This is a genomic window from Thauera sp. 27, assembly GCF_000310125.2.
GTDB lineage: Bacteria > Pseudomonadota > Gammaproteobacteria > Burkholderiales > Rhodocyclaceae > Thauera > Thauera mechernichensis.
Map to the genome: position 1 here is coordinate 118,136 of NZ_AMXB01000007.1, position 16,667 is coordinate 134,802.

Sequence of the window (16,667 nt, forward strand, 5' to 3'; positions counted from 1 at the left end):
CGAAATCGCGTGCAGCCGGTGCGACGTCCTCGGCTGCGAGCGTAGGACGCTCACTGCGGAAGAGGCTGATCTGGGAGTCTGATTCATCTGGTCTGTCTGGACGGCGAGTCCGTCAACGCGGCCCACCGAATATGAGGCTTCAGGCTACGGACCTTACGGCAAATGACCATCGATGTGTAGTGCGCCAGGTCAAAGCCACGGGCGTTTTGTAAGGTGATATTGCCTCTGCCCTAGGCGCTTACGAAGGGTTACCCGGCAAATTCAGTGCCCGCCGACGAGCCTACTGGCAAGCGCTCGAGACTCAGGCTAGCATTCCTCACATGAACCTGAAGACACGCTATCGCATTCTCGTCGTCGATGACGACGCACGTCTGCGCGAACTCCTGTCCCGCTACCTGCAGGAGCAGGGATTCGCCGTCAAGGCCGTGGGTGACGCACCGATGATGGATCGGGCGCTGCATCGTGAGCACTACGATCTGGTAGTGCTCGACTTGATGCTGCCGGGCGAAGATGGTCTCGCCATCTGTCGACGGCTTCGCGGCGCTGAGAACACGATCCCCATCATCATGCTGACAGCCAAGGGCGACGACGTAGACCGCATCGTCGGCCTTGAGATGGGAGCCGACGACTACATCGCCAAGCCCTTCAATCCACGCGAGCTCGTGGCGCGCATCCAGGCGGTCATGCGCAGGCAGCCGCAAACGCTGCCCGGCGCCCCGACCGCTGAGGACGAGGTCGTCGCCTTCGGCCGCGTGAAGGTGAATCTCGGCACGCGCTCGTTGACCCGGGATGAAGAGGAGATCCAGCTCACCACGGGGGAGTTCTCCCTGCTCAAGGTGCTGCTGACACATCCGCGTCAGCCGCTGTCGCGCGACAAGCTCATGGAACTCGCGCGCGGGCGCGAGTACGGCGTGTTCGATCGCGCCATCGATGTCCAGGTGTCTCGCCTGCGCAAGCTGGTTGAGGACGACCCCGCCAAGCCGCGCTACCTTCAGACCGTGTGGGGCTTCGGCTATGTGTTCGTACCCGACGGGCAGAAGGGTGGCGGCGAGGAAGACGCCAAGCCGGACGCGGCCACCTGAGCCCTGGATGACCGAGGCGCCACTGCGCACACTGGAGCGGGCGGCCAGGACACCCCTGGCTGCTCGCCTGTTGCCGCATACCCTGTTGTGGCAGACGTTTCTGCTCGTCGCGCTGCTGCTCATCGTGGCGCTGGGCGCGTGGTCGCAGATCTTTCGCTACGTACAGGAGCCTGCGCGCGCTCGTGACGTAGCACAGATGGTCGTATCCGTGGTGAACTTGACGCGTACCGCGCTGATCAACGCCGATATCGACCGCAGGGTGGACCTGCTCATCGACATGGCTGCGCTCGAGGGCATCCGTATCTATCCGGCCGAGCAAAGCGATGAGCTTGAGCCCTTGCCCGACACCCGACCTCATCGCTTGCTGGTGAACGATGTCAGGCGTCAGCTGGGTGAGCACACACGCTTCGCCACGCGCTGGAAGACGCTGAACGGTTTCTGGGTGAGTTTCCGCCTCGACCCCGAAGACGCCAACGATGAATACTGGGTCATGCTGCCCCCGGAGCGCATCGAGAATCCGGACAGCTTTGGCTGGCTGGGCTGGGGCGGTGGCGCCCTGCTTGCGGCCCTGCTTGGCGCCTTCCTGATCGTGTCTCGGGTAAGCGCCCCACTTCGCCAGCTCGCACGTGCGGCACGGCAGGTGGGCAGTGGGGTCACGCCGCCGCCGCAGGAAGAATCCGGCCCGCAAGAGATCGCCGTGGTCGCCCGTGCCTTCAACCAGATGACGAGCGACCTTGCGCGCATGGATGCTGATCGTGCCCTGATTCTCGCTGGTGTGTCGCATGACCTGCGCACGCCATTGGCCAGACTTCGACTCGGCATCGAAATGTCCGGCGCACCTGACGACGACGTCGCTGCAATGGTGACCGACATCGAGGAGATGGACCGCATCATCGGGCAGTTCCTTGACTTCGGGCGCGGGACACCGCAGGAGGCTTTTGCGCTGCTCGACCTCGTCACGCTTTGCCGCGAGGTGTCCGACCCTTACCGCCTGCGTGGTGTCGACATACGCCTCAGCACTCCGGATCATCTGGTCGTAGCAGTTCGTGCACTGTCGCTACGACGGGCGCTGGCCAACCTGATAGACAATGCTCTCCGTTACGCGGGTGACGAGTGCCCGCTCGATATTGTCGTCAGCGTGAGTGACGATGAGGCGTGCATCGAAGTTGCAGATCGTGGCCCCGGCATCCCGGAGGCAGAAGTCGAGCGCATGCGCCAGCCCTTCACCCGCCTCGAAAAGGCGCGCTCGAACACGAAGGGAGCAGGCCTTGGCCTGGCGATCGTTGAACGCATCATGGCATCACATCACGGACGACTCGAGCTGCTGCCACGCACAGGCGGTGGGCTGAGGGCCATCCTCTGCCTGCCCGCCGTCGCAAGTGACGGCGGCCGCGATAGAATCAATCAATCAGACTTGGGCTTCGGCCACGAACCATGAAAATCCTCTTCGATCTCCTCCCCGTCATCCTGTTCTTTGCCGCCTACAAGCTCGGCGGTGCAAACCCGGATGCCGCCCATGCATTGGCCTCCGGCTGGCTCGGGGGTGACATCGCGCCGTCGCAGGCGCCCATCCTCATCGCCACGTTCGTCGCCATCGTCGCCACAGGCTTGCAGATCGCGCTTGTATGGCTCCGTCATCGCAAGGTCGACAACATGCTGTGGGTTAGCCTTGGCATCATTGTCGTGTTCGGCGGTGCCACACTGTTCTTTCACAACCCCACCTTCATCAAGTGGAAGCCGACGGCACTTTATTGGTTGTTCGGCTTCGTGTTGCTTGGATCCGCCCTGATCCTCAAGCGCAACCTCATCCGCAAGATGCTTGAAGCGCAGATCCAACTGCCCGATCAGGTGTGGGGACGGCTCAACGCCGCATGGGCGTGCTTCTTCGTTGCCATGGGTCTGCTCAACCTCTATGTCGCCTACAACTTCAGCGAAGAAGCATGGGTCAACTTCAAGATGTTCGGCGGCCTTGGCCTGATGCTCGCATTCGTTCTGGCTCAAGGCTTCTATCTGTCACGCCACATGGAAGAGGAAACCAACTGATGTACTACGCATTGATCGGCGAGGACGCACCGGGCACGCTCGATACGAGACTTGCCGTCCGTCCCGAACACGTCGCTCGCCTGGAGCTGCTGCGCAACGAGGGGCGGCTGTTGCTGGCGGGTCCGATGCCCGCAATCGACTCACCCGACCCGGGGCCTGCGGGCTTCCTGGGCAGCTTGATTGTGGCCGAGTTCGACTCGCTCGCCAGCGCTGAAGCGTGGGCACGCGAAGACCCCTATACCCGGGCCGGCGTGTTCGCGCAGGTGACCGTGCGTCCTTTCCGCAAGACCTTGCCGTGAGCGCGCAGACCGTCGAGCGCATGCGCGCAATCCTGGCCCAGGGCTTCCAGACCCGGGTACTCGAGATCGAGGACGAGAGTGCCCTGCATGCCGGCCACGCCGGCGCCCGAGAAGGCGGTGGGCACTATCGGCTTTACATCGTTTCCGATGCTTTCGAAGGCTGCAGCAGAGTGCAGCGACAGCGTATGATCTACACCGCGCTTGGCGACATGATGAAGAAGGACATCCATGCGCTTGCCATTCGCGCGCTTTCGGCCACAGAGGCCACCACACATGAAAACTGAAGGAATCTCCATGAAACAGTTCCCGAGCCGCCTCGCCGTCACGCTGCTGGCCGGCTTCCTCGCCCTCCCCGCACTCGCTGCCGACTCGCTCGCCAAGGTCAATGGCGTTGCCATTCCGGCTGCGCGTGCAGAAGCCATGATGGCCGAGCAGCGTGCCCAGGGCGTTCCCGAGAGCGAACAACTGCAGGGTGCGATCCGCGAGGAACTCGTGCGCCGCGAAGTGCTGGCGCAGGAAGCCGCCAAGAAGGGGCTGGACAAGAAGGCTGATGTGCAGGCTCAGATGGACATGGCGCGCCAAGCCATCCTGATCCGCGCCTACCTGCAGGAGTACGTACGCACCAACGCCGTGAGCGACGCCGAACTGCAGAAGGAATACGATGCCATCAAGGGGCGCATGGGCGACAAGGAATACCTCCCGCGCCATGTCCTCGTGGAGACCGAGATTGAGGCCAAGGCGATCATCGCCCGCCTGCAGAACGGTACGCCGTTTGCAGAAGTCGCCAAGGAATCCCGTGATCCGGGCTCTCGTGAGCGTGGTGGCGAACTCGGCTGGAGCAACCCCGGCATGTTCGTGAAGCCCTTTGCCGATGCAATGGTGGGCCTCGAGAAGGGCAAGTACACCCGTACGCCGGTCAAGAGCGATTTTGGCTATCACGTCATCCAGCTCGATGATGTGCGCGCTGTCCAGGCCCCTCCGTTCGAAGAGGTGAAGCCCCAGCTTCAACAGCGCCTGCAGCAGCAGATGGTCGAACGCCATGTGCTCGAGCTGCGCGAGAAGGCGAAGGTGGAGTGACGCACTGACGGCGCGCCTGCACTGCGTCTGCCAAGTCAGGCGCGCCTACATCAAAAGGCCCGATCCGGCATGCGCCGGTCGGGCCTTTTTGCTCCGCTTGCCGCCGCCTCAGTAGGCAGCGGCCTCCGGGTCGGGCTCAGAAGTTCTCTTCGGCGAGTTCCAGAGCACCGGCTGCACCATTGACCACCGTGTAGGCGAGGCCAGGTGCCTGCGCCAGGACGTGATCGGCATAGAAGCGTGCGGTGACGATCTTGGTCTTGTAGAAACTCGCCTCGCCCTCGCCAGCTTCCAGCTTGCGCCGGGACACCAGTGCCGCGCGCGCCATCTGCCAGCCACCGGCGACGATGCCAAGCAGCTTCAGGAAAGGCACCGAGCCAACCGAGGCCGCCTTGATGTCCTTGGCGTAGGTGGCGAGGATGTAGGCAACCGCCTCCTCCACAGCAGCGATGCCGGCACCCAGTGCCTTGCGGATGGCAGCAAAGGCCTCGCCATCGACGGCGGCGAGTTCGGCCTCGACTGCACGCATCTGAGCCACCACGCCGGCAATGGTCACGCCGTTCTCGCGGGCGATCTTGCGGCCGATCAGGTCATTGGCCTGGATTGCAGTCGTGCCCTCGTAGATGGTCGTGATGCGAGCGTCACGGAAGTGCTGCGCTGCACCCGTCTCCTCGATGAAGCCCATGCCGCCGTGCACCTGCACGCCATCGGAAGTGACGTCGATCGCGTTCTCCGTGCACCAACCCTTGACCACAGGGATCATCAGGTCGACAAAAGCCTGGTTCTGTACGCGCACGGCTTCGTCAGCATGGTTGTGCGCCTTGTCGAAGGCCGCGCCGACGACGTAGGCCAGCGCACGCATGGCTTCGGTCTTGCTCTTCATGTTCATGAGCAGGCGGCGCACATCGGCATGATGCAGGATGTTGACCTTGGGGCCGCCACGCACGCCGGCGTCCGTACCCTGCACGCGATCCTTGGCGTACTGCAGCGCATGCTGGTAGGCGCGCTCGGACAGGGCCAGGCCTTCCATGCCGACTGCAAAGCGGGCTTCGTTCATCATGATGAACATGTACTCGAGGCCGCGGTTCGGCTCGCCGACCAGAGTACCGATCGCGCCGCCCTTGTCGCCGAAGGCGAGCACGGCGGTCGGGCTTGCGTGGATGCCGAGCTTGTGTTCGATCGACACGCAGTGCACGTCGTTGCGTGCGCCCAGGCTGCCATCGGCATTGACGAGGAACTTCGGCACCACGAACAGCGAGATGCCCTTCACGCCTTCGGGTGCATCCGGCAGGCGGGCCAGCACGAGATGAATGATGTTGTCGGTGAGGTCGTGCTCGCCATAAGTGATGAAGATCTTCTGACCGAAGATCTTGTAGGTGCCATCACCCTGCGGCTCGGCCTTGGTACGCACGGCGGCCAGGTCGGAACCGGCCTGCGGCTCCGTCAGGTTCATGGTGCCGGTCCATTCGCCGGAGACCATCTTCGGCAGATACATGCTCTTCTGCTCATCCGTGCCGCGCAGCATGAGCGCCTCGATTGCACCACTGGTCAGCATCGGGCACAGCGAGAAGGCCATGTTGGCCGACTTCCACATCTCCATCACGCCAGTCGCCAGCAGCTTGGGCAGGCCCTGACCACCGTATTCGGGGTCGCAAGGAAGCGCAGTCCACCCGGATTCGGTGAATTGCTTGTAGGCGTCCTTCCAGCCTGGTGCGGTCGCGACTTCACCGTCGCTCCATTTGGCACCCTCCTGGTCACCAGTCCAGTTCAGCGGGGCCAGCACGCCGGACGCAAACTTGTCGGCCTCCTCGAGAATTGCGTCCACGAGGTCGGCAGACACTTCCTCGTTGCCCGGCAGTTGGATCACGGCATCGAGGTCGGCGAGTTCGTTCATGACGAACTGCATGTCACGGAGAGGGGCGTTGTAGTTGCTCATCAGGGTCGTCGCTCCAGGGAAGGTGTATTAAGCCGATACGGATTTGTTACTTGCCGATCAGGTAACGGCGATCGTCGAATGCCGCCACCCAGTCGGGTCGATAGACCACCATCAGCGTGATGACTGCCCCGCTGATCCAGGCCTCAGAAAAACCGAGCAGCAGGAAGAACGGCAAATACTCGCCAAGGAGGAAACCGGCACTGTATGCGCCAGCAAGCACCAACGAGAGCGAGCTCACCGTTCCCTGCAAGATCACCGTCAGCGCGGCACCCGCGAAGCTGGTGAGGAATACGAACACGAAGAAGTGCGCCGGCAACCAGCGCTCGATCGCACGCTGAATCGCGTAGGCGAGGCCTACCGGCACCACGGCCATCAGCACGAAGTTGAGCGGCCATGCCACCCACTCCACGGCGCCATTCAAGGTCACACCGGTCAATGCCAGCGCGAGCGCCACCAGGGCAAGCCACGGACCGAGCGCCAGCGTTGCAGCCATCGCTCCCAGCATGTGCAGGTTCAAGCCGGGTTGCACCCCGGCCTTCAGGCTCCACATCAGCATCACGCCGACGGCGAAACCCAGCAAGAGATTGACCTGACTGCCGTCACGCAGCCGTGCCCAGGGAGCGCGGCGCGCGATACCGTATAAAGCCGCCAGCGTGATCGCCAGCATCACCCCATGCCACGCCGTGGAATACAGCGATGCAGGAAGGTTCACGCTGGCGACCGCGCCGGTACTGACCGATCAGACCGCGCCGGTCAGCTCGGGCACGACCTGGAACAGGTCGCCCACGAGACCGTAGTCGGCAACCTGGAAGATCGGCGCTTCGGGGTCCTTGTTGATCGCCACGATCACCTTGGAATCCTTCATGCCTGCCAGGTGCTGGATCGCCCCCGAGATACCGATGGCGATATAGAGCTGCGGCGCAACGATCTTGCCAGTCTGACCGACCTGGTAGTCGTTCGGCACATAGCCTGCGTCGACCGCGGCGCGCGATGCACCCAGCGCCGCACCGAGCTTGTCGGCGAGCGGTTCGAGCAACTGATGGTAGTTGTCACCGCTGCCAAGACCACGACCACCGGAAACGATGATCTTGGCCGCCCCGAGCTCGGGACGCGCGCTCTTCGTGATCTCGCGGCCAACCAGCGCGGTCGTGCCCAGATCAGCGCCTGCGGCAACCGCCTCGACCGGCGCGGCATTGCCGTCGCCTGCGGCATCGAAGGCTGTGGTACGCACGGTAATCAACTTGATGGCATCCGCACTCTTGACGGTCGCCAGCGCATTGCCGGCGTAGATCGGGCGCACGAAGGTGTCGGGCGCCTCAACAGCGACGATATCGCTGATCTGTGCGACGTCGAGCAGCGCGGCCACGCGCGGCAGCATGTTCTTGCCAGCCGAGGTGGCGGGCGCAAGCACGTGACTGTAGCCCTGCGCCAGACCCTTCACCAACTCGGCAACGTTCTCGGCGGTCTGAGCCTCGTAGTGGGGCGCGTCGCACACCAGCACCTTGGCCACGCCGGCGACCTTGGCCGCCGCCTCTGCCGCGGCGCTGCAACCGGCGCCTGCAACAAGCACGTGTACGTCGCCGCCGAGCTTGCCTGCTGCGGTGACGGTATTGAGCGTGGCGGCCTTGATGGACTGATTGTCGTGTTCAGCAATGACGAGAATGGCCATGTTCAGATCACCTTCGCAACGTTCTTGAGTTTGTCGACCAGCTGCGCAACATCAGCCACGCGTTCACCTGCACTGCGCTTGGGCGGCTCGGAGACCTTGAGGGTGGTCAGGCGCGGAGCAACATCGACGCCCAGATCGGCAGGCTTGACGGTGTCGAGCGGCTTTTTCTTGGCCTTCATGATGTTGGGCAGCGTGGCGTAGCGCGGCTCGTTCAGGCGCAGATCGGTGGTCACCACCGCCGGCAGCGAGACGGACAGCGTCTCGAGGCCGCCGTCGATCTCGCGCGTCACCGCCGCCTTGCCGTCGGCAAGCGCCACCTTCGACGCAAACGTTGCCTGCGGCCAGCCCATCAGCGCAGAAAGCATCTGGCCGGTCTGGTTGGCGTCATCATCGATGGCCTGCTTGCCGCAGATCACCAGGTTAGGCTGCTCTTTGTCGCACACCGCCTTGAGCAGCTTGGCAACGGCCAGGGGCTGCAGCTCGACGTCGGTCTCTACCAGGACGCCGCGATCGGCACCGATAGCCATCGCCGCGCGCAAGGTTTCCTGGCAAGCACCGATGCCGCAACTTACCGCAACGACTTCGGTGGCCACACCGGCCTCTTTCAGGCGCACAGCTTCTTCCACTGCGATCTCGTCGAAGGGGTTCATGCTCATCTTGACGTTGGCGATGTCCACACCACTGCCGTCGGCCTTGACGCGAACCTTGACGTTGTAATCGACAACGCGTTTGACGGGTACCAGAATCTTCACTCTGCCGCGCTCCTCTGTTATTACTGATTGAGTCCCTGCACCGCGTACAGGGACTCATGAATTATGTCACCGCCCTCACCGGAAGGCACTGCTGCACTGCCGCACAGAAGCCATACGGATTGGTATGGCGCATACGGTAGCGTATGGAGGCAGAATCGTCAATACTACGCCGTATGGAAACCACAGCAAAGAAACCCCGCACCCAGCTCGACCGCGACGCCTGGGTTGTCGGCGCAATCGAAGTCCTGGCCGAAGAAGGCATTGCCGGCCTACGGGTAGAAGTCCTGGCCAAGCGCCTCAAGGTCACCAAGGGCAGCTTCTACTGGCACTTCACCGATCGCCGCGACCTGCTCCTCGGCGTTCTGCAGCACTGGAAGGAAGGGCGCATCCGCGACATCATCAAACAGACGCGAGCCCAGCCGGGGCGCGAGCTTGAGCAGATCTACCACGTCATCGACGTGTACAGCGCGAATCGAAGCCGGCGCGGCATGATGATCGAGCTTGCAGTGCGCGACTGGGCGCGTCGCGACGCGGAGGCAAGCGCAATCGTCGCCGAAGTCGATGATGTCCGCCTGCGCTGCGCGCGCGAGCTCTTTCTCGCCTGTGGTGTACCACTCGAAGAAGCTTCGAGCCGATGCATGCTGCTCTATGCGTACGTATTTGGCGTTTCGCTGATGATCTACGACAAGTTCGACAGCGACATCCCACGCCTGAAGCGCGACATTGCAGATCTCATCGCCCGGTCGTCGAGTCCGCGTGCCTGAGCCCGCGGGGCAATCGTGCCTGCGACTCATCCAGGCTGCCACCCGCCCAGCGCTGCGCTTGCGTTGCGGCCCGTAACCGCCACCACCTCATCGACCCCAATACCGCGTAATCCTGCAAGCACTTCTGCATAGCGTTTTAGGTTGCACGGCAGATTGCGGCTGCCCTGCCCCCACGCCGGAGGGATATCCGGGGCATCGGTCTCGAGCACGATGACATCGAGCGGCAGGCAACGCGCCAGGTCGCGGATACGGGTGGAACCATCGAAGGTCATTGCCCCCCCGAATCCCAGTTTGAAGCCGAGTGCAATGAACTGCTCGGCCTGCTGACGGCTACCATTGAAGGCGTGGGCAATACCGCCACGCAATTCGAAGCGGCGCAACTGGGCAAGGATGGGGTCGATCGCTCGACGCACATGAAGGATCACTGGCAAGGCATGCCGACGCGCCAGTCTGAGCTGAGCGACGAAGAACTCGTGCTGGCGGACCGGATCGACGTCGGTGACATGGTTGTCCAGCCCGATCTCGCCGACTGCGACCACCCCACCGCGCTGCAACTCGTCGTCCAGCACATCAAGGTCCGCCATCTGCGCCTGCATGACGTAAAGCGGGTGAATACCCAGCGCACAGCAGGTGTCGGTCCGCGCACCTGCAAGCGCGCGGACCGCGGCGAAGTTAGCCGCGGCAACGGCCGGCACCACGAAACCTGCGACCCCTGCGGCGCGTGCCTGTGAGATCAGCGCCTCGCGGTCGCCGTCGAACTCCGCTGCGTCGAGATGGACATGGGTGTCGATGAGCATGTGCGGCAGTTCCCGGCGCGGCCGCTCGCGTCAGCGCCCCTTGAACGCTGGCTTGCGCTTGGCGATGAAGGCGTCGATGCCCTCGGCAGCGTCTTCGCACATCGCGTTGCACGCCATCGTCTCGGCCGCAACTTGGTAGGCGGCGTCGATTCCCATTTCGAGTTGCTTGTAGAACAGCTGCTTGCCCATGCGGATGGCAACCGGCGACTTGGCAACGATCGACGCAGCAAGGGCAGCAATCTCATCATCGAGTTGCTCGATCGGGACGACACGGTTCACCAGGCCGCGGCGCTGAGCCTCCCGAGCGTCGATGAAGTCACCGGTCACCAGCATCTCGAAGGCCTCCTTGCGCCCCATGTTGCGCGACAGGCCGACACCCGGCGTAGCGCAGAACAGCCCCACATTGATACCACTCACGGCAAAGCGCGCCACGTCAGCCGCGACCGCGAGGTCGCACATCGACACCAGTTGGCAACCTGCCGCGGTAGCGATGCCATGGACACGGGCAATCACGGGCTGCGGCATTTCCGTCAGCTTCATCATGAACTTGCCGCACAGGCGAAACAGGCGTTGCTGGAACTCGAGCGCGTGGTTGGCACGCATCTCCTTGAGATCGTGCCCGGCGCAGAACGCCTTGCCCTCGCCTGCCAGAACGACAACACGAACGCTCTCGTCACGCGCGATCTCATCCACAGCCGCGATCAGGGTCTCGAGCATCGCGAACGACAGCGAGTTGAACTGCGCAGGCCGGTTCAGCGTGAGGGTGGTCACGCCGTTGCGGTCTTCACGCAACAGCATCGGCTGGTCATCGGGAACGGGTACTGCGCTCATGTCTCGCCTCCGTAATCAGAATGGGGAACAGTCATCGTTATTTACGTTAACGTCAACGTACACCAATACTACCGCGCACTGTGTCCCAAGGCCATCGTCAAACGCGAGCGGGCATGGATGCGCTCTGCATCCGTGCCCGCCCCTGTGCTACCCGAAGGACGCCGTCGAGCGCGCCTGGTCGCGCAGCACGAATTTCTGGATCTTGCCCGTGGATGTCTTGGGCAGCTCGCCGAAGATGATGCGCTTGGGTACCTTGAAGCCAGCGAGGTGTTCACGGCAGTGGGCAACGAGCGTGTCGGCGGCCACCTCCGCCCCTTCGCGAAGCTCCACGAAGGCGCACGGCACTTCCCCCCATTTGTCGTCGGGCAGCGCCACCACCGCTGCAGCCATGACCGCAGGGTGCTTGTACAACGCATCCTCGACCTCGATCGACGAGATGTTCTCACCACCGGAGATGATGATGTCCTTGGAGCGATCCTTGATCTTGACGTAGCCATCAGGCTGCATCACCGCCAGATCGCCGGTGTGGTACCAGCCGCCGCGGAACGACTCCGCCGTCGCATCGGGGTTCTTGAGATAGCCCTTCATGACCAGGTTGCCGCGGAACATGATCTCGCCCATCGTTTCACCATCCCAGGGCACGGGCTCCATGGTGGCTGGGTCCATGACCGTGATTCCTTCCTGGGCGTGGTAGCGCACGCCCTGCCGGCCATTGAGCGACACCTGCTCGGCCAGCGGCAGTTCGCGCCACTCATCGTGCTTGGCGCACACTGCGGCAGGCCCGTAGGTTTCCGTCAACCCATACACATGGGTGATGTCGAAGCCAATCTTCGCCATCCCCTCGATCACCGCAGCTGGCGGCGGTGCTGCCGCCACCAGGCCGGACACCTTGTGGTTGATGCCCTTGCGCCATTCCTCGGGCGCATTGGCAAGCATCGAGTGCACGATCGGCGCACCGCAGTAATGCGTGACACCGTGCTCGCGGATGGCGTCGAAGATGAGTCGCGGATCGACTCGGCGCAGGCACACGTTGACGCCCGCGTTGGCCGCCATCGTCCATGCAAAGCACCAGCCGTTGCAGTGGAACATGGGCAGGGTCCACAGATAGACCGCATGCGGCGGCATGCCCCAGGACACGATGTTGGACATCGCATTCAGGTAGGCCCCGCGGTGGTGATACACCACCCCCTTCGGGTTGCCGGTCGTGCCCGAGGTGTAGTTGAGCGAAATGGCGTCCCACTCGTCTGCAGGCTGCTCGAACACGAAATCGGCGCTACCGCCTGCAATCAGTGCCTCATAGTTCATGCGCCCGAGGCATTCGCCCGGCCCTGTGTACTCCGGATCGTCCACATCGATCACCACCAGGTCTGCCCGCCCGGCCAGTTCCACCGCCTTCTTCACCATGCGCGAATACTCGCGGTCGGTGATCAGCACCCTCGCTTCAGCGTGATTGAGGATGAACGCGACCGCCTCTGCGTCCAGGCGGGTGTTGATCGTATTGAGCACCGCCCCACAAGCCGGCACGCCAAAATGGCATTCGAACATCTCGGGGGTGTTGTTGAGGATCGCAGCAACGGTGTCGCCCTTACCGATGCCCAATTGCTTCAGGGCCGACGCCAGGCGGCGGCAGCGCACATAGCTCTCGCGCCAGGTGTAGCGGCGCGCGCCGTGGATGACCGCGACACGCTCGGGATAAACGTAGGCACTGCGCTCGATGAAGGTTAGCGGCGTCAGCGGCACGTAGTTCGCCACGGTCTTCTCAAGCCCTTGTGCGTAGGGCGACAGTCTCGTCTCGCTCATCTCGTCTCCTTATGGTGGTTCCCCGCCCTGCTCAGCCAGGCGCGGGTTGCCGTTACTCAAGCGCTGCAGCGGCCTGCCGCATTCAACGCTCCGTCCTCGCCGCGGTCAAGCGCCGCGAGCCAGGCGACAATCTCGGCCACCACCCTGTCGGTGGCGACGCGTAAGGCCTCGGCGCCGGCGCTGGCATCTGCCCGCGACGCATCGGCGCTCCCGCTGAACTCGCGCATCGCGACCGCTGTCTCGCTGCGAGATGGATAGAGCGCAGCACGCAGGACGATGCGCGCATGGCTGCGCTCCGCGGTCGCGAATTCCTGGATGAACTCGTCCACATCGACATGCAGGCGACAACGCCCTGGTGCTGCCGCGGGCTGCAGCGCGCGCTGCAGGTTCAGACCCAGCATGGCTGCCGGTGGCGACACCCAGCGGCTCTCGGCATAGGCACGCCGACGCCCCGGATCGTTCCAGGCCAGGCGGTACTGCATTGCTGTCGTCTCGAGCCATGGGGGACTCGCCACCTCGACCCGCGCAGGCACGAGCGCAGGTCTGACCGCGGCAGACGCCCCGAGGCCAAGCTCGTAGAGCGCCATCGGCCTCGGCTGCAAAGAGAATCCTCCACACCCGGCAAGCGCCAGCAGCAGTAGGCCGGCAAGCCAACAGCGGCCATCAGGCACCATGTACGAAAACAATGCTGCATACCTCAAGTCAAGATCCCCATCGTCAAGGTCCGGCCCTCGCATGTTCTTGTTCCCAATCAACGCCCGCTGGAAAAGCCCGCTTCGCCGGGCCCCGGCTCGGTGGCGGGACGTCCCGTCAGCAGCACCTGCGGCGTACTGTCGACCTCCTCGACCAATCTGCTGATCCGCCGCGAGGTTGCACTCAAGTCGCGCAGCAGCTCGTTGAGTTGTGGCAGCGTCCCTTCGAGCAAGCCGTCGCTGGCCGCGACCGCCGCGTGATCGACGCGTACCGCCATGGTATCCAGCCGACGCAGAAGCTGGCGGAGTTCGCCGAGCGTAGGTGCGACTTCCGCACTGGTCCGTTCAAGGCTTGCCAGCAGGCCGGACAGCGCAGCCAGGTTGGCCGGGGTGAAGGCGCTGCGGACACTCTGCAGCGTCTGCGGCATCTCGGCCAGGCTGCGGTCGAACCCAGAGGCAGCGCTCTCGATGCTGGACAGTGCGGCGCGCACTCGACCAAGCGTGTCATCATCAAGAAGGACCGCCATGCGCTCGCTCACCCGTTGAAACTGCCCGACCATCTCGAGCGCGCGCTCGGCGAGCACGTCCAGCAGCCCTGGCTGCAATTCGATGCGTGGCGGCAAGCCGGAAGCCTCCACCAAAGGCAGTGGCTCACCGCCGCGGTCATCGAGCTGAACATACGCCAATCCGGTGACACCGAGCGTGCCCAAGCTTGCCCGTGCTCCCCGCGTCAGCGGCAGATCGCGTGTAACGCGCACGTGCACCAGCACGTTGCGCGAGTCATCGGGGTCTATATGAACACTGCTGACCGCCCCTACCGCCAAGCCGCGAAAGCGCACCCTGGACTGCGCCCCCAGGCCGTTGATGTCGCCTTGCGCAACCAGCACCAGTTCGCGCACCGGTTCGCGCTCCTGGGAGAACCACCACAGTGCCAATGCGATACCTGCCCCGAGGATCAGCGCGAACAGCCCGGCAGCCAGTGCATGCGCACGATTCTCCATGTCAATTTGCTCCAGTCGCGCGCGCCAAGGCCCGCTGTCCTTGCGCACCGCGGAAAAAGCGCTCGATGAAGGGGTGATCCACGCGCAGCGTCTCCTCGAGCGGGGCATAGCTCAGTATGCGCCGATCGGCAAGTACCGCAACCTTGCTCGCCATCGCTGCCAGGGTATCGAGATCGTGTGTGATCAGCACCACGGTCAGCCCCAGATCGCCATGCAGCGCCCGGATCAGGCGCACGAATGAGGCGCTGCGCTCAGGATCGAGCCCTGCAGTCGGCTCGTCGAGCAGCAGCAGCTCAGGTTCGAGCGCCAACGCACGCGCGAGCGCGGCACGCTTGACCATGCCACCGGAGAGCTCAGCCGGCATCAGCACGGAATGCTCGGGCTCCATCTCCACCATGGCGAGCTTGAGCGCGACGAGATCGTCGATCTCTGCAGCACTCATGATGCCCAGCTCGCGCATCGGAAAGGCGATGTTTTCGCCGACCGTGAAGGCCGAAAACAATGCGCCCTGTTGGAACAGAACCCCGAACCGACGCTGGCGCGAAAGCCGCGCGCTCCGGTCGCCTGCTTGCAGCAGTTCGCCGAACAGTTGCACCGTACCGGCTGCGGGCCGGGTCAGGCCTATGATGTGGCGCAGCAAGGTCGTCTTGCCACTGCCCGAACCTCCCACCAGGGCGACGATCTCACCTCGGGCCACGTCGAGATCCAGCTCTTCGTGCACAACGTTGCGACCGAAGCGGGTTGTAATTCCACGCAGGGAGACGACTGTGGCGGGCGAGCTTGCTGGCGGGTTCATCCCGGGATCCCGATCGACTTGGTGGCGATTGCGAACAGCGCGTCAACCAGGATTACCGCCGTGATCGCCGTCACAACCGAAGCCGTGGTGTTCGCCGACAGGCTCTCGGTATTGGGCTTTACACGCAGCCCGAAGTGGCAGGCGACAAGGGCGATCAAGACACCGAACACCGCGCCCTTGGAGAGGCCTATATAGACATTCGCGACCGGCACGGCATCAGGTAGCGCGTCTACGAAGTAACGCAAGCTCAGGTCGAGCTCCACCCAGGCCGACACCCAGCCACCCAACAGCGCAATGGTCGAGGTCCACAGTACCAGCAGCGGCATCACAAGGCCGAGCGCGATCACCTTGGGCAACACCAGGCGCAGCGAGCACGACACCCCCATGGCGGCAAGCGCATCGATCTCCTCGGTCACCCGCATCACCCCCAACTGTGCGGTCATCGCCGACCCCGAGCGGCCCGCCACGAGCACCGAAACCAGCACCGGCCCCAGTTCTCGAATGATCCCAAGGCCCAGGATATTGACGATGAACACGTCCGCGCCGAACACCTTGAGCTGGAGTGAAGACAGATAGGACAACACAACGCCGATCAGGAAGCCCACCAGCGCAGTCACCGGCATGGCCTTGACGCCGACCTTGTGCACGTTTGCGGAGATCTCGAGCCAAGGCCAGTCGCGCGGGTGGCGCAAGACGTGCAGCAGGTCGAGGAAGATCTGTCCGAGCAGGGCAACGAAGTCCCGCACATGCGCCAGGAACGCGATCAGTGCACCGCCGAGCGCCACCACCGCATCGATTGGCGTGAAAGCCGACCGTTGCGGCAGCGGCCGTTCCGCGCTGCGTGCGACGCGCTCCAGCGTTTGACGATGCGCCGGGCGCAGGCTGAGTTGCGTCGGCCAGCGCCGCCCCCAGGCCTGCCAAAGCAGGGTCGCCCCAAAGCTGTCCAGCCGTTCGACCGCTTCGAGACTCCAGGCCGCATCGGCGGACGCCATGCGCAACTGCCGGCGCAGTCCTGGCAACTGCGGCCCCAGCGCACGCAAGGTCCAGTCACCGCTCAACCGGGCCGAGGCGGGCGTCAGCACCAGGCTGCCGCCTTGTCTCGCTTCTGCCTGGCCACCGGGACTCATGAGC

General features: G+C 63.8%; 18 protein-coding genes. 7 read left to right on the forward strand and 11 right to left on the reverse strand.

Annotated elements, in window-relative coordinates; translation table 11 throughout:
* Positions 1–320 precede the first annotated feature (320 nt).
* Genes ompR through B447_RS05525 form a run of 6 tightly spaced genes read left to right on the forward strand, consistent with a single transcriptional unit; the run spans position 321 to position 4,501 of the window.
* A complete protein-coding gene (ompR, locus tag B447_RS05500) occupies positions 321–1,082 on the forward strand; it encodes an osmolarity response regulator transcription factor OmpR (protein WP_002937482.1) in 762 nt (253 codons plus the stop codon).
* Positions 1,083–1,089: 7 nt separating this feature from the next.
* On the forward strand, positions 1,090–2,520 hold the full coding sequence (locus tag B447_RS05505; RefSeq protein ID WP_002937483.1) for a sensor histidine kinase: 1,431 nt from the start codon (positions 1,090–1,092) through the stop codon (positions 2,518–2,520).
* Complete coding sequence (locus tag B447_RS05510; RefSeq protein WP_002937484.1) at positions 2,517–3,125, forward strand: septation protein A; 609 nt, start codon at positions 2,517–2,519, stop codon at positions 3,123–3,125. The genes B447_RS05505 and B447_RS05510 overlap by 4 nt, the downstream gene beginning before the upstream one ends.
* Positions 3,125–3,424, forward strand: a complete 300-nt coding sequence (locus B447_RS05515) for a YciI family protein (protein WP_002929005.1) — start codon at positions 3,125–3,127, stop codon at positions 3,422–3,424. The genes B447_RS05510 and B447_RS05515 overlap by 1 nt, the downstream gene beginning before the upstream one ends.
* Positions 3,421–3,708 carry a BolA family protein gene (locus B447_RS05520; protein WP_002929004.1) on the forward strand — a complete coding sequence of 96 codons (288 nt, stop codon included), beginning with the start codon at positions 3,421–3,423 and terminating at the stop codon, positions 3,706–3,708. The genes B447_RS05515 and B447_RS05520 overlap by 4 nt, the downstream gene beginning before the upstream one ends.
* A 10-nt stretch (positions 3,709–3,718) precedes the next feature.
* Positions 3,719–4,501 (forward strand): peptidylprolyl isomerase, encoded by a 783-nt coding sequence (locus B447_RS05525; protein ID WP_002929003.1) that lies wholly within the window; start codon positions 3,719–3,721, stop codon positions 4,499–4,501.
* Between the two features lie 136 nt (positions 4,502–4,637).
* Here B447_RS05525 and B447_RS05530 read toward each other — a convergent pair whose 3' ends face one another.
* The 4 genes from B447_RS05530 to B447_RS05545 are packed head-to-tail and all read right to left on the reverse strand — an operon-like array spanning position 4,638 to position 8,855.
* Positions 4,638–6,434 (reverse strand): acyl-CoA dehydrogenase, encoded by a 1,797-nt coding sequence (locus B447_RS05530; RefSeq protein WP_002937487.1) that lies wholly within the window; start codon positions 6,432–6,434, stop codon positions 4,638–4,640.
* 46 nt (positions 6,435–6,480) lie between these two features.
* Positions 6,481–7,146, reverse strand: a complete 666-nt coding sequence (locus B447_RS05535) for an energy-coupling factor ABC transporter permease (RefSeq protein ID WP_083485756.1) — start codon at positions 7,144–7,146, stop codon at positions 6,481–6,483.
* 27 nt (positions 7,147–7,173) lie between these two features.
* Positions 7,174–8,103, reverse strand: a complete 930-nt coding sequence (locus B447_RS05540; RefSeq protein ID WP_002937489.1) for an electron transfer flavoprotein subunit alpha/FixB family protein — start codon at positions 8,101–8,103, stop codon at positions 7,174–7,176.
* A gap of 2 nt (positions 8,104–8,105) precedes the next feature.
* Complete coding sequence (locus B447_RS05545) at positions 8,106–8,855, reverse strand: electron transfer flavoprotein subunit beta/FixA family protein (protein WP_002928997.1); 750 nt, start codon at positions 8,853–8,855, stop codon at positions 8,106–8,108.
* A gap of 173 nt (positions 8,856–9,028) precedes the next feature.
* Between B447_RS05545 and B447_RS05550 the strand changes: the two genes are divergently transcribed.
* Positions 9,029–9,619: a TetR/AcrR family transcriptional regulator gene (locus tag B447_RS05550; RefSeq protein ID WP_002937490.1), complete on the forward strand. Its 591-nt coding sequence runs from the start codon at positions 9,029–9,031 to the stop codon at positions 9,617–9,619.
* Between the two features lie 26 nt (positions 9,620–9,645).
* On the opposite strand, the gene B447_RS05555 is transcribed toward B447_RS05550, so the two are convergent.
* From B447_RS05555 to B447_RS05585, 7 genes are all read right to left on the reverse strand, one after another.
* Positions 9,646–10,416 (reverse strand): TatD family hydrolase, encoded by a 771-nt coding sequence (locus tag B447_RS05555; protein ID WP_002928992.1) that lies wholly within the window; start codon positions 10,414–10,416, stop codon positions 9,646–9,648.
* Between the two features lie 30 nt (positions 10,417–10,446).
* Positions 10,447–11,247, reverse strand: coding sequence for an enoyl-CoA hydratase (locus B447_RS05560; protein WP_002928989.1), 801 nt, complete (start codon positions 11,245–11,247; stop codon positions 10,447–10,449).
* Between the two features lie 147 nt (positions 11,248–11,394).
* The gene (locus B447_RS05565) at positions 11,395–13,047 is read right to left on the reverse strand and encodes an acyl-CoA synthetase (protein WP_002937492.1); all 1,653 of its coding nucleotides are present in this window, start codon (positions 13,045–13,047) and stop codon (positions 11,395–11,397) included.
* Positions 13,048–13,103: 56 nt separating this feature from the next.
* Positions 13,104–13,634, reverse strand: a complete 531-nt coding sequence (locus B447_RS05570) for an ABC-type transport auxiliary lipoprotein family protein (RefSeq protein WP_002928977.1) — start codon at positions 13,632–13,634, stop codon at positions 13,104–13,106.
* Positions 13,635–13,798: 164 nt separating this feature from the next.
* Positions 13,799–14,740 carry an MlaD family protein gene (locus tag B447_RS05575; RefSeq protein ID WP_002928976.1) on the reverse strand — a complete coding sequence of 314 codons (942 nt, stop codon included), beginning with the start codon at positions 14,738–14,740 and terminating at the stop codon, positions 13,799–13,801.
* Between the two features lies 1 nt (position 14,741).
* Positions 14,742–15,536 (reverse strand): ABC transporter ATP-binding protein, encoded by a 795-nt coding sequence (locus B447_RS05580; protein ID WP_002928975.1) that lies wholly within the window; start codon positions 15,534–15,536, stop codon positions 14,742–14,744.
* Positions 15,533–16,663: an MlaE family ABC transporter permease gene (locus B447_RS05585; protein ID WP_002937495.1), complete on the reverse strand. Its 1,131-nt coding sequence runs from the start codon at positions 16,661–16,663 to the stop codon at positions 15,533–15,535. The genes B447_RS05580 and B447_RS05585 overlap by 4 nt, the downstream gene beginning before the upstream one ends.
* Between the last annotated feature and the right edge of the window lie 4 nt (positions 16,664–16,667).

Coding starts and splice junctions, on each gene's coding strand:
- ompR (WP_002937482.1), top strand. CDS start 321: ATGAACCTGAAGACACGCTATCGCATTCTCGTCGTCGATGACGACGCA.
- B447_RS05505 (WP_002937483.1), top strand. CDS start 1,090: ATGACCGAGGCGCCACTGCGCACACTGGAGCGGGCGGCCAGGACACCC.
- B447_RS05510 (WP_002937484.1), top strand. CDS start 2,517: ATGAAAATCCTCTTCGATCTCCTCCCCGTCATCCTGTTCTTTGCCGCC.
- B447_RS05515 (WP_002929005.1), top strand. CDS start 3,125: ATGTACTACGCATTGATCGGCGAGGACGCACCGGGCACGCTCGATACG.
- B447_RS05525 (WP_002929003.1), top strand. CDS start 3,719: ATGAAACAGTTCCCGAGCCGCCTCGCCGTCACGCTGCTGGCCGGCTTC.
- B447_RS05530 (WP_002937487.1), bottom strand. CDS start 6,434: ATGAGCAACTACAACGCCCCTCTCCGTGACATGCAGTTCGTCATGAAC.
- B447_RS05540 (WP_002937489.1), bottom strand. CDS start 8,103: ATGGCCATTCTCGTCATTGCTGAACACGACAATCAGTCCATCAAGGCC.
- B447_RS05550 (WP_002937490.1), top strand. CDS start 9,029: ATGGAAACCACAGCAAAGAAACCCCGCACCCAGCTCGACCGCGACGCC.
- B447_RS05555 (WP_002928992.1), bottom strand. CDS start 10,416: ATGCTCATCGACACCCATGTCCATCTCGACGCAGCGGAGTTCGACGGC.
- B447_RS05560 (WP_002928989.1), bottom strand. CDS start 11,247: ATGAGCGCAGTACCCGTTCCCGATGACCAGCCGATGCTGTTGCGTGAA.
- B447_RS05565 (WP_002937492.1), bottom strand. CDS start 13,047: ATGAGCGAGACGAGACTGTCGCCCTACGCACAAGGGCTTGAGAAGACC.
- B447_RS05570 (WP_002928977.1), bottom strand. CDS start 13,634: ATGGCGCTCTACGAGCTTGGCCTCGGGGCGTCTGCCGCGGTCAGACCT.
- B447_RS05575 (WP_002928976.1), bottom strand. CDS start 14,740: ATGGAGAATCGTGCGCATGCACTGGCTGCCGGGCTGTTCGCGCTGATC.
- B447_RS05580 (WP_002928975.1), bottom strand. CDS start 15,536: ATGAACCCGCCAGCAAGCTCGCCCGCCACAGTCGTCTCCCTGCGTGGA.
- B447_RS05585 (WP_002937495.1), bottom strand. CDS start 16,663: ATGAGTCCCGGTGGCCAGGCAGAAGCGAGACAAGGCGGCAGCCTGGTG.